The organism is Sphingopyxis sp. sgz302558, assembly GCF_057220455.1.
On sequence record NZ_JBXPUZ010000011.1, the window covers coordinates 1 to 16,196 of the forward strand.

Annotated in this window: 16 protein-coding genes; 12 read left to right on the forward strand and 4 right to left on the reverse strand. The window is 64.8% G+C overall.

All coding sequences use genetic code 11. The features are described 5' to 3' along the window. From AC2TC0_RS15615 to AC2TC0_RS15665, 11 genes are all read left to right on the forward strand, one after another. On the forward strand, positions 1-942 hold a 942-nt coding region (locus tag AC2TC0_RS15615; protein ID WP_484718386.1), incomplete at its 5' end, for a GspE/PulE family protein. After that, a complete protein-coding gene (locus AC2TC0_RS15620; protein WP_484718387.1) occupies positions 939-2,150 on the forward strand; it encodes a type II secretion system F family protein in 1,212 nt (403 codons plus the stop codon). The genes AC2TC0_RS15615 and AC2TC0_RS15620, both read left to right, overlap by 4 nt. After that, positions 2,147-2,581, forward strand: coding sequence for a type II secretion system major pseudopilin GspG (gspG, locus tag AC2TC0_RS15625; protein WP_484718388.1), 435 nt, complete (start codon positions 2,147-2,149; stop codon positions 2,579-2,581). Before AC2TC0_RS15620 ends, gspG begins: the two co-directional genes overlap by 4 nt. Further along, positions 2,556-2,951, forward strand: coding sequence for a prepilin-type N-terminal cleavage/methylation domain-containing protein (locus tag AC2TC0_RS15630; RefSeq protein WP_484718389.1), 396 nt, complete (start codon positions 2,556-2,558; stop codon positions 2,949-2,951). Before gspG ends, AC2TC0_RS15630 begins: the two co-directional genes overlap by 26 nt. Before the next feature lie 11 nt (positions 2,952-2,962). After that, the gene (locus AC2TC0_RS15635; protein WP_484718390.1) at positions 2,963-3,337 is read left to right on the forward strand and encodes a prepilin-type N-terminal cleavage/methylation domain-containing protein; all 375 of its coding nucleotides are present in this window, start codon (positions 2,963-2,965) and stop codon (positions 3,335-3,337) included. Positions 3,338-3,339: 2 nt separating this feature from the next. Then, the gene (locus AC2TC0_RS15640) at positions 3,340-3,897 is read left to right on the forward strand and encodes a prepilin-type N-terminal cleavage/methylation domain-containing protein (protein ID WP_484718391.1); all 558 of its coding nucleotides are present in this window, start codon (positions 3,340-3,342) and stop codon (positions 3,895-3,897) included. After that, positions 3,894-4,907: a hypothetical protein gene (locus AC2TC0_RS15645; protein ID WP_484718392.1), complete on the forward strand. Its 1,014-nt coding sequence runs from the start codon at positions 3,894-3,896 to the stop codon at positions 4,905-4,907. The genes AC2TC0_RS15640 and AC2TC0_RS15645 overlap by 4 nt, the downstream gene beginning before the upstream one ends. After that, positions 4,904-5,428 carry a hypothetical protein gene (locus tag AC2TC0_RS15650; RefSeq protein ID WP_484718393.1) on the forward strand — a complete coding sequence of 175 codons (525 nt, stop codon included), beginning with the start codon at positions 4,904-4,906 and terminating at the stop codon, positions 5,426-5,428. The genes AC2TC0_RS15645 and AC2TC0_RS15650 overlap by 4 nt, the downstream gene beginning before the upstream one ends. After that, complete coding sequence (locus AC2TC0_RS15655; protein WP_484718394.1) at positions 5,425-5,943, forward strand: hypothetical protein; 519 nt, start codon at positions 5,425-5,427, stop codon at positions 5,941-5,943. The genes AC2TC0_RS15650 and AC2TC0_RS15655 overlap by 4 nt, the downstream gene beginning before the upstream one ends. Further along, a complete protein-coding gene (gspD, locus tag AC2TC0_RS15660) occupies positions 5,940-7,970 on the forward strand; it encodes a type II secretion system secretin GspD (RefSeq protein ID WP_484718395.1) in 2,031 nt (676 codons plus the stop codon). Before AC2TC0_RS15655 ends, gspD begins: the two co-directional genes overlap by 4 nt. Then, entirely contained in the window at positions 7,948-8,745 is a 798-nt protein-coding gene (locus AC2TC0_RS15665) for a hypothetical protein (protein WP_484718396.1), read from the forward strand. The genes gspD and AC2TC0_RS15665 overlap by 23 nt, the downstream gene beginning before the upstream one ends. 223 nt (positions 8,746-8,968) lie before the next feature. Here the strand turns inward: AC2TC0_RS15665 and AC2TC0_RS15670 are convergent, their stop codons facing one another. The 4 genes from AC2TC0_RS15670 to AC2TC0_RS15685 form a co-directional block, all read right to left on the reverse strand. Continuing rightward, complete coding sequence (locus AC2TC0_RS15670; RefSeq protein WP_484718397.1) at positions 8,969-9,730, reverse strand: RHS repeat domain-containing protein; 762 nt, start codon at positions 9,728-9,730, stop codon at positions 8,969-8,971. A gap of 381 nt (positions 9,731-10,111) precedes the next feature. Continuing rightward, complete coding sequence (locus AC2TC0_RS15675) at positions 10,112-14,287, reverse strand: RHS repeat domain-containing protein (RefSeq protein WP_484718398.1); 4,176 nt, start codon at positions 14,285-14,287, stop codon at positions 10,112-10,114. A gap of 126 nt (positions 14,288-14,413) precedes the next feature. After that, positions 14,414-14,638 carry a hypothetical protein gene (locus tag AC2TC0_RS15680; RefSeq protein WP_484718399.1) on the reverse strand — a complete coding sequence of 75 codons (225 nt, stop codon included), beginning with the start codon at positions 14,636-14,638 and terminating at the stop codon, positions 14,414-14,416. Positions 14,639-14,997: 359 nt separating this feature from the next. Then, positions 14,998-15,165, reverse strand: coding sequence for a helix-turn-helix domain-containing protein (locus tag AC2TC0_RS15685; protein ID WP_484718400.1), 168 nt, complete (start codon positions 15,163-15,165; stop codon positions 14,998-15,000). A gap of 159 nt (positions 15,166-15,324) precedes the next feature. Between AC2TC0_RS15685 and AC2TC0_RS15690 the strand changes: the two genes are divergently transcribed. Then, positions 15,325-16,155 carry a hypothetical protein gene (locus tag AC2TC0_RS15690; RefSeq protein ID WP_484718401.1) on the forward strand — a complete coding sequence of 277 codons (831 nt, stop codon included), beginning with the start codon at positions 15,325-15,327 and terminating at the stop codon, positions 16,153-16,155. The last annotated feature ends 41 nt before the right edge of the window (positions 16,156-16,196 follow it).

A 16,196-nucleotide genomic window follows, 5' to 3' on the forward strand; every position in this document is an offset into this window, starting at 1 on the left:
GCCGAAAGCCGCCTGCCACAGGACGGGCGGCTGCGCCTTGCGGTGCGCGGACGCGAGGTCGATGTGCGCGTCGCGACCTCCCCCATTGCGCATGGCGAGAGCATTGTGCTGCGCCTGCTCGGCCAGCAGAGCGTGCCGCTCGCGATCGACAAGCTTGGGCTGCCCGAGCCGGTGCTGCATGATTTTCGGGGGGCGCTCGCACGGCCGCATGGGATCATCCTCGTCACCGGACCGACCGGCTCAGGCAAGACAACAACGCTTTATGCTGCGCTCCAGCATTTGAAGCGCCCCGACTTCAAAATCCTCTCGGTCGAAGATCCGGTCGAGATTTTGATCGAAGGCGTCAACCAAGTGCAGGTGCGCCCCGATATTGACCTGAGCTTTGCCGCCGCGCTGCGCGCCTTTTTGCGGCAGGACCCCGATATATTGATGGTCGGCGAGATCCGCGACGGCGAGACCGCCGAGATTGCGATGCGCGCGGCGATGACCGGGCATTTGGTGCTCTCGACGCTCCATACCAACAGCGCGGCGGGTGCGTTCGCGCGGCTGCGCGATCTGGGCGCCGAGCCCTATCTCATTGCCGAAACGCTGATCGCGGCGGTGGCGCAGCGGCTGGTGCGCAGCCTGTGCGGCGCATGCAAAGCACCACGTGCGCTGACGGACGAGGAGACGCAGCTGTTCGTCGATACCGGGCTTGGTGCGCCGGCGTCGGTCCACGAGCCCGTCGGCTGCCCGGCATGCGGCAGCAGCGGCTTTGCCGGGCGCCAGCCGATCGTCGAAATGCTTACCATCGACGAAGATCTGCGCGCGCGCATCCGAACTGACGCGCTCGGGAATGACGAGAGTCCCGCGGCATCGGGCTTGCTACGTCATGGGCTGGCGCTTGTCGCCAGCGGCGCGACCAGCCTTGGCGAAGTGCGCCGCGCGGCCCAAGCCCAATGAGCGAGTGGCGCTGCGAGGTGGTGCGCGCCGACGGTCGCCGCGACTGGCGGCGGGTGATTGCGCCGAGCGCCGATGATGCTGCGGCGCAGCTCATCGCCGACGGCATGGCACCGGTGCGCATCCGGGGCGGGACGATGGGGCTTGCCGAGCGGCTAGCACAGCCCGTGGCGCTCAGCCGCTCGCTATCGCAGGCCGATCAGGCGCTGGTGCTGGGGCAGCTGGCGGTGCTGCTGAATGCCGGCATGCCGATTGACCGCTCGGTTGATCTGCTCGCCGAACAGATGCCGCGCGCGCGCCAGCGCGACTGGCTGCGCGAGGTGCTGGTAAGGCTGCGCAGCGGCAGCAACCCCAGCGACGCGCTCGCCTGCCAAGCCCAGCTGCCGCCCTGGGTCCTTGGCGTAATCGGCTCGGCCGAGCGCTCGGGGCGGTTGAGCGCCGCGCTTGCAGAACTCAGCGCGGATATTGGCTCGGCTGCCAAGGCGCGCAGCAGTCTTATCACCCAGCTCACCTACCCTGCCGCCATTGTCGCGGCGACCTTGCTCGCGTTGGTCGTGGTGCTGACGCTGGTGGTGCCGCAGTTCGAGAGCATACTCAGCGGCAACGAGGCAGCGCTGCCGCTGCTCACCCGCTGGGTGCTCGGCCTGTCGGCAGCGGTGCGCGACCATGGCGGCGCGATGCTGGTGGTGACGCTCCTTGGCCTGGCGCTGCTGGTGAGTGCCTGGCGCAGCGGCCAGCTCGACGGTCTCGCCGCGCGCGCGGGCGGCGCGACCGGTCTGCTGGGCCTGCGCGATCGTTTCCTCGCCGCGCGCTTTGCCCGGTTGCTGGCGGCGCTGCTCGCCAATGGCATTGCGCTGGTCCCGGCGCTCGCGTTGGCGCGCCCGGCGATGGGGAGCCGCCGCTGGAGCCAGATGCTGCGCGGCGTCGAGCAAGATCTGCGCGAAGGCGCGCGCTTTACCGCTGCGCTTGCGAGCAGCCCGCTGGTGCCCGCGACCTTGGTGCGGTTGATCGAGGTCGGCGAGCATAGCGGCGCGCTCGCGAGCACGCTCGGCGAGGCCGGCAAGATCATCGATACTGCGGCACGGGCGCGCGTTGAGCGGCTGATATCGCTCGCCAATCCCATTGCCATCATCCTGCTCGGCGCTATCGTCGCGCTGCTGGTCGCGGGCGTGCTGCTCGGCATTTTTGCGGTGGGGGATTTTGCGGCATGACGCAGCATAGCAAGCCAAATGCCCGCGAGGCAGGCTTCACCCTGATGGAGATGCTTGTCGTGCTCGTCCTGATCGGGCTGATCGCGGCGGTCGCGGTGCCGCAGGTGATGCGCATGTTCGAGGGCGCCAAGACCAAGGCGGTCAAGATCCAGCTCCAGACCGTCGGCCAGGCGCTGTCTTTCTATCAGATCGACAATGGCAGCTACCCCGATCGCCGCCAGGGGATCGGTGCCTTGTGGGAGGCGCCCGAAGGGCTCGACAGCTGGGCAGGGCCTTATGTGCGGCGCGCCGAGCAATTGACCGACCCGTGGGGACGTCCGCTGATCTACACCCCGCTTAGCGGGCGCGAGGGCTTTGAGCTTGTCTCGCTCGGTGCCGATGGCCAGGAAGGAGGGCGCGGCGAGGATGCCGACCAGCGCTTCCGCCCCTAAGCCGCGCCAGTTGCCGAGCGGGTTTACACTCATCGAAATGCTCGTGGTGCTGGCGCTGATCGCGCTCGTCGCCGCGTTGGCGCTGCCGCGGCTCGGCAGCCCACCGAGCCGGACCGGCCAGGAGCAGCTGCGCAGCGCGCTCAGCCTATTGGCCGACGCCCGCAACGCAGCGCTGACAAGCGGGCGCGCGCAGGCGCTCGACCCTGCGTTACTAGGGCCGAAGGTACGCTATACCGCAGGCGTCGGTGCCAGCGCGCGCATCATCTTCTATCCCGATGGCTCGTCGAGCGGCGGGACGCTGACCCTCGCGCCAGGGCGCAGCATCATGCTCAGCCTCGCCGACGGCCGCGCCGAACCTGGCCATGACTGATCGCGATGCCCATGATGGCTAGAGGTGAGCGCGGCTTCACGCTGGTCGAGGTGCTGGTGGCGCTGGTCGTGACCGCGCTGCTGCTCGGGGTGATCGGCAATGCGCTCGCCAACAGCAGCGCGCGCGTGCAGGATGATCGCCAACGCAGCGCCGCACTGCTCATTGCCGAAGCCGAGCTCAGCACCCGCAGCGATGCGCCCTTTGCCGAGGGCGAGACCAGCCGCCGCGAAGGGCCATGGCGTATCATCACCCGCGAAGCACAGGTCGCGCGCGACCCGCGCCAGCTGCTGCTCCTCGCCGAAGTCGAGGTCGAAGTGCGCGACGAAGATGGGGTCCGCTGGGCGCGGCTGGTGCGGCGCAGCCTCAAAGCGGCGCCGACATCGTGATAGTGGCACCGCACACTCAGCGCGGGTTCACGCTGATTGAGCTGCTCGCCGCCATGCTCGCGGGCGCGCTGCTGCTCGTCTGGCTCGGCTGGGCGGTGGGCGGCATCGGCGAGCGCGCGGCGCGCAGCGCCGCCCCGCCACCGCGCGCGGCTTTACTTGCCGCCTGGCCCGGCATCGCCGCGCAGATTGAGAGCGCTTACTTTGTAGACGAAGGAACGCGCAGCGACGAACTCCTCGTCACCCCGCCGCTTAGCCTCGGCCAGCGCGGTCCCGTTGCGCTGCGCTATCGGGCCGAACGCCGCGACGATGGCAGCATGGCGCTGGTCGCCGAGTATCGCGATCCCGCGACCGGCGCGCCGCTGGCACGCCCAAGCATCCTCGTGCGCGGCTTTGCAGCGATTGCCATCGAGCCTGTGCCGGGGCGCGAAGGTCAGCGCCCGGCGCTGCGCTTTGCCTTTACCGAGCAAGTAGGCACGCGCTTCGCGCTCCAGGCGCGCCCGCAGGTCAGCGCCGAGCCCGGCTGCCGCTTCGATCCCATCTCGCTGGCGTGCCGCCCATGAGCGCGCGGGCCGAGCAATGGCGCCGCCTTGGCACCGAGTTTCTCGCCTGGTGGCGCAGCGAGCTCGCCGCTCTCATCCCGGCGCGCTGGCGGTCGCGGCTCGCAGCGACGCGCGCGCAGACGCTGATTCGGCTCGGCGAGGATCATGTCGAGGTCGAGCGCCACCATCAGGACCAAGTGCTGCGCGAGCGCGCCGACCAGTCGCTCGACGAACTCGGCGATGACGGCTGGGCCGATCTGGCGCGGCTGTGCAGTGAAGCGCGCGCGCTGCTGGTTCTGCCCCCCGGCCAAGAATTCCACCTCCAGGTCGATCTCCCGCACGCTGCCCTCGCGCGGGTCGATGCCGCGCTTGGCTATCAGCTCGCGCGCCGCGCGCCGCTCGAACCCGCCGCACTAGTGTGGAGCCGCAGCGTCGCGGCGCGCGATGCCAAAACCACTAGCCTCGCCGTCACACTGGTACGGCGCAGCGTCGCCGAGGCGGTGCAGGACCAATTTGCCGCGCGCGGGCTCGCGCGCCCGGCGATCATCAGCAGCGGCGATACGCCGCCGCAGATTTTGCTCGGCGGCGAGGACGCCAGCATCACCGACGAAGTCCGCCGCAACCGCCGCGCAGGCCTGATCACGCTCGCTCTCACCGCATCGGTCCCGCTCACGAGCCTGGCGCTGCTCAGCTATCAGCGGAGCCAAGTCGAAGCGCGGCTAAGCTTTCTGTCGAGCGAGGCCAGCAGCGCGGCGCGCGCGGCGGCGGATTTGCAGGCCGCAAGCGATGCTGCCCGCGCGCTGCAGGTGCTGGCACGCGCCCCGGCAGCGACCGCGCGGCTTGCGCGCCCCGCGGCTTCGCTGCCCGACGGCGCGGTCGTCACGGGCGCGGCGGTCCGCCGCGGCGCCAGCGCCGCGCTGCGGCTGACGCTGCCGGCAGGGCTCGACCCCGCCACCACCGGGCTCGCCGTCACCGACGCGCGCCCACTGCCCGATGGGCGCACCGCGGCCCAGGTCGAGACGCTGCGATGATCTTTGCGAGCTTCTCGCCGCTGGCGCAGCGGCTCATCGCCGCGATGCTCGCGCTCTTGACGCTGCTGCTCGCGCTCCAACTCGTCATCGTTCCGGTGTGGAATGCGGTCGATACCGAGCGCCAGGCGCTCGCCGACGCGCGCTTTCGGTTGGCGCGGATGGAAGCCATTGTTAGCGGTCCGCCGCCGCCGCGCGCGCCGCGCGAACTGCTCGCACAGCTCATCATCGCGCCCGATCGCCAGGCCGCGACCAATGCGCTCGCGCGGCGCTTGACCGCGGGTGCGCGCCAGCGCGGGCTGATCGTCCGCACCGCGCCGGTGGCCATCAAGGAAGCCGCCGCTGGCCGCGCTATATTGGTCAATGTCGAGGCGAGCGGTCCCGCCGATCTTCTCATCGCCTGGGTCGCCGATACTGAGAGCAGCAACCCCATCATCCGCTTCGATGCCCTCGAGCTCGATGCCAGCAGCGGCACCGCGCGCCTCACTGGCACGGCGCGCGGCGTGTGGGGGCGCGGCCGATGAGCTTGCTGCGCGGACGCTGGCTTCTCATGGCCCTCGCGGCGCTGCTCGCCCTGTGGGTGCCGTTCCAGATCGCCGACCCCGAGGTCGAGATTGCCGAGCGCCCGCTGCTGATCGCACCGCAGCCCGTGCGCATCGCAGCGCCCGCCGATCCCGCGCCGCTGATCGCGCGGCTCGATCTGAGCGGCGGGGTGGTGCCGCCAGGCACCGCACCGCTCCCCGCCGACATGGCCGCTGCCCCCCCCGCGCAGCTGCCGCTCCCGACGCTCGTCGGCACGGCAATCGCCCCGCGCGGGCGCAGCGTGGCGCTGGTGCGCGGCACCAACGGCCAAGTGGTCACGCTCACACCGGGCAGTGAGATCGACGGTTGGCGGCTGGCGCGTATCGGCCGCGGCGAGGTGCGCTTCGCGCGCGACGGGGTCACCGAGCGTGTCAGCCTCGATCTTAAGAACCGCGAGCCTTCGGGCACCGCAGCGCCCGCCACCCCCGCTCTCGCCAGTCAGGACAATCTTCCATGAGTGCACGCCCCCTTCGGTCCGGACTGCTGGCAGCGACTACATTGGCGCTGCTGCTGTCCCCACTCGCGCCGCTGACTGCCGCCCAATCGCGCCGCGCGCCCGCGACCGAGGCGGGCTACGACCTCGCCTTTGTCGACGCCGATGTGAAGCGCGTGGTCGATGCCGTTCTGGGCGCGATGCTCGGAGTCGATTATGCGGTCGATCCGGCGGTCACCGGGAATGTCACGCTGCGCACCGCCGCGCCTGTGCGCCGCGCTGAGCTCATCCCCCTCCTTGAATCTGCGCTGCGCTCGGTCGGCGCGGTGCTGATCATCGATGGGAGCCGCTACCGCGTCGTCACCCGCGCCGCCGCGCGCGCCGAGGCGCGGCTCACCAGCCCCGAGCCCGGCACCAGCAGCGGCGTGATGGCCGCGCCGCCAGCGCCAAGCGACGGCGCTGCCCCCGATATCGGCCCGGTCGCGCCGGGTTTTGCGAGCGAGGTTATCACGCTGCGCGCTGCAAGCGCGCCGCAGATCGCCAAGCTCATCGAGCAGTTCGTCGGCGAAGAAGTGGTCACCAGCGTCGAGCCCGCGCTCAATCGGCTGGTGATTGCCGGGAGCGCGTCGGAGCGCACCGCCGCGCGCCAGATCATCGCACGCTTCGATGTCGACACATTGGCGGGCATGGAGTTTGAGCTTTACCGCCTCGAAAATGTCGATGCCGACACGCTCGTCGATGAGCTCGGCCGCGTGTTCCAGCCGCCTTACGATATTTTAGGCTCGCGCGTGCGCGTCGTGCCGCTGCCGCGGCTGCGCTCTTTGCTCGTCATCTCCGCCAACCGCGCCGACATCAGTCGCCTCGAGCCGTGGATCCGGCGGCTCGACGCCGGGGTCGCGGGCAAGCGGCGGCTCTACAGCTATGCCGTCCAGCACGGCCGCGCGCGCGATATCGCCGGCGCGCTCCAGCGCGTAGTCGGCGGCGGCACCGATGAGGCACCGTTTCAAGACGATACGCCCACCCCCTTGCTCCCCGCACCCACCAGCGGCGGCGGCGCATCAGATGACAGCTCGCCGCCGCCGGTGACCACCCGCCGCCCCGACAGCGATGTGCGCGGCGGCAGCGGCCCGCGCATCGTCCCCAATGAAGCGACCAATGCGCTGCTCGTCTACGCCGACGGCGAAGAATATGAATTTATCCGCGACGCACTCGCCAAGCTTGACCAGCCGGTCGCGCAGGTGCTGATCGAAGCCACGCTCGCCGAGGTCACGCTCGGTGATGATTTTGCCTACGGCATCAATTTCCGCGCGCTCACCGGCGATGCGACGATTGTGAATACAAGCACCAACTCGCTGACGCCCGCGGCGCAGGCGCCGGGGTTCTCGGTATCGCTGCTCACCGGCGACATCACCGGGGTTTTGAACGCGCTCCAGTCCAAAACCAATGTCCGCGTGCTCTCCGCGCCCAAGCTGATGGTGCTCAACAACCAGACCGCCGAGCTTCAGGTCGGCGACCAGGTGCCGATCGTCACCCAGCAGCAGCAAGGCGTGGCCTCGCCGGGCGCGCCGCTGGTCAACACCATTGAGCTGCGCGACACCGGCGTCATTCTCAAGGTCACCCCGCGCGTCAACGACAGCGGCACGGTCACGCTCGATATCAGCCAGGAGGTGAGCGAGGTCGCGCAGACCACTACTTCAGGACTCGATTCGCCGACCATCCAGCAGCGGCGCCTGTCAAGCACGGTCGCGACGCGCTCGGGCCAGATGATCGCGCTCGGCGGGCTGATCCGCGAACGCTCCTCGCGCAGCCGCTCGGGCGTTCCGCTCCTCAGCCAAATCCCGATTATCGGCGGGCTGTTCGGACGGCAGGAGCAGCTCGCCGGGCGCACCGAGCTCATTATCCTCTTGACCCCCACGGTCATCCGCGCGCCCGAAAATGTCGGCGTGGTGGTCGATGAGCTCTTGGGCGCGCTCGATGCCACCCGCCCACTCGTCGAGCGCGCCCGCGAAACCCAGCTGCAGCCGCCCGTTGCGCCGCCGCCGACGCCCTGATGCGCAGCCACCCACGCGCGAGCGCGGCTATGTGCTAATCAGCGCGTTGTGGCTGTTGCTGCTCGCCGGCGTGTTCACCGCGCTGATCCTCGCGCAGACGCGCGAGCGCGCCGAGCATGTCCGCGATAGCGGCGGCGCGCTGCGGCTGCGCCATGCGCTCGCGAGCGCGATTGCGACGGTCAATGCCGACCGGCTGTTTGCGGGACCGGCGAGCCGCTGGTGGAAGTTGCCTGCGCAAGGGACGGTGGAGCTTGATGGGGTGACGGTGACGCTTGCACTGTCGAACGAGGCCGAGCGGATAGACCTGAATCGCGCGAGCCGCGCGGCGATGGTGGCGGCGCTGGATCGATTGGCGCAGGAGCAGCCGGGGATGATGGCTGGGGTTGAGCGCGATGCGCTGGTGCTGGCAATTGAGGCGCGGCGGGCGAGCGGGGTACCGTTTTACAGCGCGCGGGAGGTGGCGGGGTTGGTGACGGGCGACGTGGTGAGGTTTTCGCAAAAACCAGCTGAGGGTAAGGAAGAGGCGGAGGGACGGTCAGCATCCACGCGACCGCAGATCGCTGATTACTTCACCGTTGCTAGCGGCCTTGAAACCCCGCGTGTGTCACCGGCTATCGGCGCTTCGTCCGAGCCATCGCAAGGGGATGCGATGCGCGTTGTGGCTTGTGCGCGTGTTCGGGAGCGGCGTGGCTGTGTTGTGGAGATTGGGCGGTTTGCGTTGCGCCCATCGCCGGGGTGGCAGCGTGAGGATGTTTGGCACGCTGCGATCGATTAGCACGTTCCGTCATCCGGAACTTTGAGCTTGGGAATAAAGTAAAGCGTCGTCGTAGTCAACATTAGAAAAATTGACTAAAAACTAGGTTAAGACCAAAAAGAAGTAACACCACAAAAAGTAACACGAAAAAAATACCGGCGAAGATTCCATATCTGTCGGTAATGACCTTACACAGCTCAACTATCGCATCCCAAATCGCTTGCGTCATTTTGTGGTCCAATTTTTATTGTTTTGCTGGGCATGAACGTCCAACATACTCGCCTATGTCTTTCAACATTTTGTAAGGTAGAGCTTGCGTCATAGCGAAACCGTAGTTTTGCACAGCTCGATTGTGTGGGTGCAACGGCGACGAAACGTCGGCCACGTCATTGGCGTCGAAGTCATTTAGCTCCTTGCCTTCAACAATGTTTTTCGCTGCGTTGTCAATGCATTGCTGCAATCTACCTGGTTTCGGCTTCGGCTTAGGTGGCGGTGGAGGCAGCGGCTTCTTAGGCTGAGGCGTCGCTCCAGGATCACATTTCATCGGAATGTAGCATGGCGCTGGAGGCGGCGGAAACCTTACGCACATCCAAGGGTTATCCTCGCAGAATCCGGCGCTGCCGTCGTCGTTCTCTTTCTTTTTCTTTGGTTTTGGCTTGCCTTCAACAATAATTTCACAACCCGGCGGAGGCGGGTTTCCCGTGCAGTCCGCTTCCAACCCCAACGGATCGACAAAGTTCACCGGATCCCCGCCGACATAGTTATACCAGTTCATCCCGTCCCCATAACCAATGGAGTCGGTCTGGAGGAACCTGCCGAGCGTCGGGCTGTACATACGCGCTTTGTAATAGCAGAGCTTCAGTTCGGGTAGCCAGATTTGTCCGGTATAGCCGAACCGCCCGGCATTGCCCGGCGCGGGGATGCCATATTCGTCATGGGCGTTGATGTTGATGATGGCGCCCGTGCTGTCGCTGATGCTGACAATGCTACCACGCTCATCGGCCATCAGGAACCGCCGGTCGCTGGTGCCGCTGCCCTCATACCACACGATGGGATTGTCGATGCCGGGGCCGTGGACTTCTGCCTACGCTAGGGCAGGTTTCGCGCCGCAGAGTTTGGGGGTTGAATAAAGTGTCACCGTGATCCTGATCCAATCCGGTTAAGTAAAGCGTTGCCGTAAGCACTACTTTTTTGCTTTTTTGTTAATGATAGCTGCCGCCCGCTCCCGAAAAAATGCGGCGAAGGACAATGAAAATAACAAAGAAAGTTAAAATTAATATGAGATGCCTTATTCCGCTATCTTGAGAAAAATTGAAAACATAGGCAGTCAAAAAGTATGACACCCCTACCGCAAAAAAAAGAATAAAGTCAGCGCGACGTACTCGCATCAAAAAATGCTCCTGCAACTTTTCGAATTGAAGGCCGCAACTCCGCCAGAAACCACTGCTACGGCCGCCGCACCAATGGCATACCCGGGGATAGCTCTCTTGAGTGCCCTGCCGGCCACCTGTCTTGCTGTTAGTTTCACGTTTGAGCCAGGCACGATTGTAGCGTTACCGTTGAATGTAGCTGAAGGCTTTCCGCGTGCAGAGGCTTTGGCTTGCGAATTTGCCGCGAGCATGCCGTCAGCAGCGGAGCCCAAAAGAGCGGCAGCCTGCCCTTCTGGGTTAGAAAGTCCTTTCCATGCACCAGCTGCTGCGTCGGTAATACATCCCAGTCCATTGCGTGCCCAAGGCTGGTCATACCATTCGCGATCATCAAGATACTTCTGGCAATGAGGCGGAGGCTGGGGTCCCCGACAGCTTTCCGGGAGCAATCGAGGACTGAAAAACTTCTCTGAGGTGTCTGGCCCGTCGAATGACGGTCCACCTTCACCAAGAGGCGCACCTGTTTTCCCGCTCGGATCTGTCCCATTCACCGGATCCCCGCCGACATAGTTATACCAGTTCATCCCATCCCCATAGCCAATGGGGTCGGTCTGGAGGAACCTGCCGAGCGTGGGCGAGTACATGCGGGCCTTGTAATACCAGAGCTTGAGTTCGGGTAGCCAGATCTGTCCGGTATAGCCGAACCGTCCGGCATTGCCCGGCGCGGGGATGCCATATTCGTCATAGGCGTTGATGTTGATGATCGCGCCTGCGCTGTCGCTGATGCTGACGATGCTGCCGCGCTCGTCAGCCATCAGGAACCGCCGGTCGCTGGTGCCGCTGCCTTCATACCACACGATGGGATTGTCGATGCCGGGGCCGTGGACATAGCGGCGCGCGATCACACCAACCGTCGTCTTTTCGGTGATCAGGTCTAGCCCGTCATAATCTAGCTGGGTCCAGCCACCAGTGATGGCATTGGCCGCGATGTAATCGAGGCGCATGAGGCTGTCATAATAAAGATAGCCGCCCATGTCCGACGCGTGCGACAGCAGGTTCTGGCTGGAGTATGTATAGGTGACGCTGCCCGAGTTGGTCAGATTGCCGCGTGCGTCATAGCCATAGTTGATGGCACCCGCGCTCATGATCCGGTTGAGTCCGTCGGCGATATAGCCTCGATCGACGTTAAAGTGCGCCTGCCAGCCATACGCGTCGTTGCTGCGTGTCACATCGGCGATCTGCCCCGCCGGATTGTAGTTGAACGTCTGGGTAAGGTCGTGGCTGGTCCCCGACAGATTGTTGGACATGGTGGCGAGCCGCGAGGCAGCATCATAGGCAAAGCTCTGCACCGTCCCGTTGCCGAACGTGACGCTGGTGCGGCGGCCAAGCGTGTCAAACGCATAACTTGCCAGCACGCCAACGCCCGAAGCCGCGCCATTCTCGCGGATCGCAGTCACATTGCCCACCACGTCATGATCATAACTGACGTAGAGCCCGTCCGGCCAGGTCAGGCGCGTACGCCGACCCGCAATGTCATATTGCTTGGATTTGGTGCCGCCATACAGCGACGTCTCGGTCAGCTGGCGACCCAGCGCGTCATATGTGAAGGTCACATTATGACCGTTAAGCTCGCCGGTCGTCCCCAGCATCCGGCCCAGCAAGTCATAGGCGTAGCCCACGTCTGACTCGATCCCGCCCGTCGGCAGGTCCTTGAGAGTTAGCCTTCCCAGATCATCATAGCTGTAGCCGATAAGCTGGCCATCGCGCAGCCGCCGCTGCACCACGCTGCTGCGGGCATCATAGGTCAGCTGCTCATAATCACTGGCGTTGCTGGCGTTGCCGCCTTTGGTGGTCACCGGATAGCGCGTCTGGCTGAGCCTGTCGTGGCCATCATAGATATAGGTGGTGCGGTTGTTCTCGCCGTCGCGGACATGATCGACCAGGCCATTGGCGGTGTAAGCCGTAATCACTTCGTCGCTAGCCGCTGCGGTGCCCACTGCCGTCTCGACCTTGGTGACGCGGCCCTCATTGTCATAAGTGTTGCGCGTGATGCGGTCGGGCCCTGCGCTGCCGGTGGTCGCGAGCGTGCAGGCGCTGCCGGGCAAGGCGCCCCAGGTCGCCGGATTCATGCGCAGCGCGGTGCAGGTGAGCCGGTTGTCAGCGTCATAGCTATATTGCGCGACGCTCACCGCACCGGCGGTGCCCGAAGCCGTCTCTTTAAGCTTGTTGCCATTGGCATCATAAACAATGTCGAGCGTCTGATAGACGGTCATGGCATTGAGCGCGGCTTCGGTGGCAGCGGTCACCGTGCCGGTCTCGACCTTGGTCACGCGGTTGCCACTGTCGAACGTCAGCCGTTCGGCAGCGCGCAGCCGGGCCCCACCGCCATCGGGATCGGGCCCGATCGTGCCGCGCCGCCGGTCCATGCTGTCATAAATGAACGTTGTGGTGTCGTCGGTCCCGGCGAGCGGACCATCGATGCTCGCAAGATTATCGCGCGCATCATAGCTGTAGCTGACCGACGAGCTCAGCGCGCCATCGCCCGATGAAGTGGTAACCTTGGAGGGGAGCAGGTTGGGCGTGTTATACTCGATGCTGACCTTGGTCTCGTTCGCTGTCCCCGCACAAGTGGCGGCGGTCGCGCAGGCGGTGATCTGGGTAACCTTGGCCTGCGCCTGCGCCACATTGACCAGATTGCCGCCGGCATCCTTCACCTGCGCGAACAGGTTCGTATAGACATAGTTGATCTCGGGGCGCGTGCCAGTCTCGGTGCCCGCTGCATCGGCTTGCGGAGAAGGCAGCTGGACGCGGGTTACCTGGCCGTGCGTCGCATCATAAGTGTAATCGGTACGGTTGCCGAGCGCGTCCTGCGTCCAGTTGGGGCTGTTGCATTTGGCGGGATTGCTGCAGGTCGCGTCATAATTGGCGGTGGTAATGATATCGGCGAGCCCGCTGCCGGACTTCGCGACATGGCGCGTCTGCGTCACATTGCCGCGCGCATCGCGGGTATATTCGGTATAATCGCCCTCGGGATTGGTTTCGCGGGTGAGCCGCTGGTTGGCGTCGTAGATATAGCTGGTCGTGCCGGTCGTGCCCGCGACCACCGCCGTCGGCTGCGCTGCCGCCGGGGTCGAGGTCACCTGGTTGGTTTCACCAGCGGATGTGGTCGCGGTCGAGGTGGTGGTGGCTCCAACCGTCCAGTTGTAGGTGATGCTCGCGCCCTCATCGGTGACCGAGGTCGTGCGGCCATTGCCGTCGCGCGTCGCGATGGTGGTGTCGCTGCTGGCCCCGGGGCGGCGGATGCGCACCTGCGTGCCGGTCTGCTCGACGCGCCATGTGCCGCTCTGGCTGTTGACGATCTGGAGGACGTTCGACGCAGGGGCGGAATAGGTGACCGTCGCCCAGTTGCCGGGTGCGGCGTCACAGTCATTGGCCGCCGGATCGCAATATGCTTGGCTGAGGTCAATAAACCGCAAGCTCGAACGCAGGAACCAGCCGGTGGGAGGGGCATTGCCATTGGTGCCGTGCGGCCCGGCGTTCGACTGATATTTGAGCTTCATCGCATAGCCCGCATTGCTGCGCACGTCGGACAGGCGATAATAGACCGAACAGGTCGGCGGGTCGGTCTCGCCGAACTCGCCTTCGGGGTAAAGGCATCCTTCGGGCGTCTTCCAAGTCAGCGTATAGCGGTGCCCACTTGGGCGCACCACCAGCGTTGGCACCGCGCACAGCAAAGCGCCCTGCACCGTGCATTGCGGCACATTCAGCGCAGCGCCAAACGTCGTCGTGGCGATCGCCAACGGCGTGAAGTAGCTGATCGTCGTCCCATCAGGGGTGCGATAGGTGAACTGCGTGTCGGCGACATTTTCGGTGAGCGTGGCGCCGTTCGCCTTGTCGGCCACCCACACCCCACCCGACTTGGTGAACCGGTCCGACATCTTGCCGAACGTTACCGTTGCATATTGGGTCGCGCCCGAAGCGGTGCGCAAGAGCTCGCCTGACCAGTTGTCGCGCGCGCCGCTGGCATAATGGCGCACCATGGTGACGCCGCCGTCGCCGCCGATGCTGCCCTCGACAAGGTCACGCGCAAAGCTGCCCGTGACGCGGTCGACGCCATGCTCGTCGCGGTTATCGTGCGGCGGCGGGGTTTGGGCCTGCGCGACTGTTGCGGTCAGCAGGAAAAGCGATGCCAGCAACAGGCTAAGCCATTGGATAGCATGTCTGAAGGCCAGCTCTGTGACTGGCTCATTATTCATCTCCTGCCGCACCGCCATATCGCATTCCCCGCTTGCTTGACCTCGACTCCCGCTGGTGGCCGGGCGCTAGGGTGGCGGGTTGGGCGAGTTCGTCGTCTTCAGCCGGGTGCGGTTGTTCGCCTTGTCATGCTCATAATCAACCGTGACATTGTTGTTCACCGTACCGGTGCGCACAACTTTGACGAGGCGGCCCTTGGCATCATACGTGTAAGTGATGGTTTCGGCTGCTTGGACTGGAACCGCAAGGCCCAGAGCGCCTAGCGCGCACAGCAATTTGATCGACTTCGACATCCGCAACTCTCCCGCCCGAGACAGCACCGCGACTCCGTCTATGAGATGAGGCTGCGACGATGCCTTGCGCGTGTCAATGTGACTTTTGTCACAAATCAGCAGCTTGCTCCCAAATGGNGAGACAGCACCGCGACTCCGTCTATGAGATGAGGCTGCGACGATGCCTTGCGCGTGTCAATGTGACTTTTGTCACAAATCAGCAGCTTGCTCCCAAATGGATGGATTTCCGCCAATCACTGCTTGCGGATTTTTGCGCTTATGGCGCCGGAGGCCAAACGGCCCCCTCAATATTTGCGCCGTATCGGAACAGTCCGACAATTAGCGATCAGGAACGCGGCAAGCGCAGCCCAGCGACCGATCTAATCCAACAACCGCGACGCGCTCACCCCTAGTGGCACGGCCAGCTTCTCCACTACAGTAATGGTCGGGTTCCGCCGCCCGCGCTCGATATCGCTGACATAAGTGCGGTGGATGTCGGCCCGGTCGGCAAAATCTTCCTGGCTCCAGCCCTTCTCCAGTCGAAGCATGCGGATATTTTTGGCAAGGCGAAGGCGTACGTCCACCCGTCCAGTTGCAGCGCGATGTCGCCGATATATCTACAGACGATGAGTGACAATGGGCTTGACTTGCCAGCGCAGGGCAAGCCAATCGACCATCATGTTACTTATCGTCGACATGGAGCCGTCATGACCCGCCGCCAGATATCCCGTACGGCAGCAGCGACAGCCGCAGCACTGGCGTTGGCTTCGGCAACAGCGCAAGCCTCATCGGCAAAAGCGCGGCATTTGGACCAAGACTGCCTGTCAAAACTCACCGCGCAATCGCAGCAAACAGCCTTTGCGGATGCCTTAGCCGCGCTTCCCGATATCGATCCAAAAACTGCCTACGAGAGTTTGGCAGAATATGAGCAACGTCTTGCTGCTTCAGCGGCGAACCAATTGTCACCGCTATTGCTCAACCGAACACCTGACTATGTCGGCCAAGGCCTATCCTACAATGCTGACCGCCAGCTGCTGACCATTTACCCTTCGGCATTTGGAGCCGGAGCGGTCAACTTCACGTCCATCTTTGGCCTCGGCCAGCGCGGGCAGGATGCGTTTACAAGCGCGCTCGCATTCAGCCTCGAAGCGCGCGATATCAGCAGCGAGACGTATGAAGCCAGCAACGGCTTTGGCGCAAAAGTGACAGTGACACGCACCAACCGGCGCGTTTACGCGCTGTGGGAACGGCATGGCTCGCTTGGGGACGAGCCCTTTATCGGCGCCAAGGTCGGCAAGCCGCTCGCTGAACTGTCGCTGGAACCCGAGGCCGCGCGCAGCGTCATCGAGCGCGGCACAGTGAGCTTTCTGGCGGTGCCAAAGCCGCCCTTCAAAGCGACCGGTGTCCAGCGCATCGAGCCCGATTTTCGTCGGCCGCGCGAGCGCCTCGATAACATCGAGGTGCTCATCGCCGACATCCAATGCGCCTATGTTCGCGACGGAGCTGGAGCAGCCATCGCAGCATTCGCGGTGCGGTGAATGCTGGCCGAGCATCAGTCCACCGCCAATGCGGCTAACCA